The organism is Pseudochrobactrum sp. AO18b, from assembly GCF_000409565.1.
Lineage (GTDB): Bacteria > Pseudomonadota > Alphaproteobacteria > Rhizobiales > Rhizobiaceae > Pseudochrobactrum > Pseudochrobactrum saccharolyticum.
This window is the reverse complement of the sequence record NZ_ANNO01000013.1, coordinates 1-2,738: the sequence shown is the minus strand read 5'-3', so window position 1 is coordinate 2,738 and position 2,738 is coordinate 1. Positions and strand designations below refer to the sequence as shown.

General features: G+C 46.1%; 2 protein-coding genes and 1 pseudogene. 1 reads left to right on the top strand and 2 read right to left on the bottom strand.

The features are described from left to right. Positions 1-82: 82 nt before the first annotated feature. The gene (locus A918_RS0100770; protein WP_022709208.1) at positions 83-850 is read right to left on the bottom strand and encodes a Crp/Fnr family transcriptional regulator; all 768 of its coding nucleotides are present in this window, start codon (positions 848-850) and stop codon (positions 83-85) included. A 446-nt stretch (positions 851-1,296) separates the two neighbouring features. Between A918_RS0100770 and A918_RS0100765 the strand changes: the two genes are divergently transcribed. Continuing rightward, positions 1,297-2,004 (top strand): response regulator transcription factor, encoded by a 708-nt coding sequence (locus A918_RS0100765; RefSeq protein ID WP_028233207.1) that lies wholly within the window; start codon positions 1,297-1,299, stop codon positions 2,002-2,004. A 457-nt stretch (positions 2,005-2,461) separates the two neighbouring features. On the opposite strand, the pseudogene A918_RS21935 reads toward A918_RS0100765, so the two are convergent. After that, positions 2,462-2,738 (bottom strand): annotated as a pseudogene (locus tag A918_RS21935) (hypothetical protein); the annotation flags it as partial.

Below are 2,738 nucleotides of genomic sequence, written 5' to 3'. Positions count from 1 at the left end.
GCTTAATGATAAAGCAAAACACTGGCCGGAATATTTCCGGCCAGTGTTTTTTGTATTGGTAGTAAAGACACTATTTGGGTCTTTAATGCAGTGTTGCACGGTCGAAAACGGACATATTCATAAACTCGCCGTCATATTCAGCGAGATAGACCAGACCTTTGCGATTTAAATATTCGACCCTGCCATTTTTGAAAATCAGAAGGCCTTCTTCCCGTAGTTCCCGCAACATACGGTTCATATGAATCGGACTTAGTCCCAGCGCATCTGCAAGCTGATATTGCGTGATAGGACAGTAGAAACCCGTGTCTTCACCCATGCCGCAGGCTTTTGCCCTGTCTCCCAGTTCCAGCAATAAATGTGCGGTTCTCACAAGAGCGCTACGGCAACCGATATTCGTAATATGCTCAATCAGCATAGATCGTTGTCGTGCAAAAAGCTCAATGAGCACAAAACTGAGTTTTGGAGCGCTATTGATAGCGTGGGCGAGGGAGTTCAGCGGGATTTCGAAAACGGTCATCGGGGTAATGGCGGCGACAGTGTTATAACTGCGGCCTGCAGCGGTTCTTAAACCGACAAAATCACTGCGCATCGGAAAATCCAGTACCTGCCTTTCCCCGTTGGACAGATCGCGATGGACACAGCCCCATCCGCTTTGCACCAGATGGATACTGCGAATGCGTTCACCCTGATTGATTATAGTCTGATCGGTTTGAAAATGGCGTTCTTCAACCTGCAAGCCGGAGATGGCCTGAAGCTCAGTTGTTCCGAAGTCGGCTGCAATGGGCGGTGATGTGAGAAGCTCTGAAAGAGCGTTGGTAACGCCATTGGCATTTTGTGATTTATTATGCATCCTCCCCCCCGCTCTTACTAAACTGAAAACGCCGAAATCATGGCGTTCATATATGGGTTTTGTTCCGAAACCGTTTTACGGGCTTCGGGATGCGTATCCGAACATTGCCGGAATTAGACTTACACTTTGGAAATGCTCTGTTTATTTGTTTTTATACACGATCCATTACACAGCCGGTTTTTGTTTTGCCGGAAACGCACTAGATCAAAAGATGTAGTTGTTACCCCTATTTGTGTAATTAAATTTCGGCACGCATATTTATAAAATTTATTTTTGCTAACTTAGGTTAAGGACAAGCTTATCCTATAAAAGCAATAATTCAAACCATCCGCATTAGTTTTTGTTTAAGCAACGCAGATGGTGCGAAGCTGTTTGCGCGCTTATTATGACTAAAAACATCAAGTATAAGATGAATGTTTATAAAGTAGAGTAGGGAGGAGTGGGGGATGCAATACAGGGCAGCTTCCGAAGGTGCAGGGGAGTATAAGATGATGATCGCAGAGAAAAATCTGGAAAAACGTCTTGTTCTCATCTGCAAAAATAATCTTGATCGCGAATGTCTGTATAATGGATTACTTAATACAGGTTTGAGGCTGCCAATTGTTTGTTACGAAACATTGGAGCATAGCGACGCTGAATCTGCCGGTTTGAGTGCAGCTGTTTTATTGCTGCATATCGGCACCAGAAAAGTAACGGATCCGGAGCTTTCCGGAGAGATTAAAAATATCAAAGCGGAATGGGATCCCGTGCCGCTCATATTGCTGTCTGAATGTGAAGACTGGGATCAGGTCGTCTGTGCCATAGAGCTTGGAGCCCGCGGTTATATCCCGACTTCTGTTGGTATCCGTGTTTGTGTTGAAGCGGTTCATTTGGCTATGGCCGGAGGGACATTTATACCTGCAACCAGCATTACCGGAAAAGCACAGCCCAAAAAGACAGACACCCATGAGTTAAGCGGGTTGTTTACTGCCCGTGAGATTCAGGTGATCCAGCTGCTGCGACAGGGAAAAGCAAATAAAGTGATTGCCTATGAACTGAGTATGAGTGAGGCGACTGTCAAAGTTCATATGCATAATATTATGAAGAAATTCGGCGCTACAAACCGGACAGAAGTCGCCTATAAATTGAACAATTTATATCAAAATGTATTTTAATACATTCTCCGGAATTGAGAAGATTATTTGAGCGCATTGCAAGGTGTGAGGATTTCTTTGCGCTCAAATAATTTTCAAGTTCCGGTCGTTTAATATCCCAAATCATTTCATCGGCTATTTTAACCGGCTGACCCGCTTGTGCCGGCTGAATCTTAGAGCGGTTCCGGTTCATCATGAAACGGTAGGACAGCTCTAACTTTTTGTTTTTGCTCATGTCTTTATTCCAAAACCGATTCCCGCTTTTGGGAGACATGCTCTAGAAATTGTGTAGGAGTGGATGTTGTCCACTCCTACAGAATGAGAGCGGGTATCCTATTGATTCGGACTCTCATTCTTTTCGAAACGGAAGAAGTAGAAACTTCCCGTTATTTTACTCTTTGGGGGCGAAGAGTAAGTTTCAGGCTGCCTGCGATTGCTATTACCGCTGGCATCAAGAAAATACATTATCCAGCGATAGTCAGGGATTGATGCTGACAAAGCCTGAGGCTGAGCCCATTGCACCACCGGTTGCGCTGGCTGCGGACGATCCACCGAGAAACCCTGTGCTCGAGTTTGCAACGGCACCTGACTGACCGGAAATACCAGAGCTGTAGAGCGATCCGGAAGCACCGATACCAAAGCCAGGTACAACGACGCCGCCGCCGATACCGGTTGTGGTGGCCCAGCCATTGGTTGTGCCATAGCCCTGAGCTGTGGAACCGGCTCCTAAGAAGCCGCCGCCGCTGACTGCGGAG

What these genes read in the sequence shown, in the direction of transcription:
- A918_RS0100770 (WP_022709208.1), bottom strand. Translation starts at nt 850, where the DNA reads ATGCATAATAAATCACAAAATGCCAATGGCGTTACCAACGCTCTTTCA.
- A918_RS0100765 (WP_028233207.1), top strand. Translation starts at nt 1,297, where the DNA reads ATGCAATACAGGGCAGCTTCCGAAGGTGCAGGGGAGTATAAGATGATG.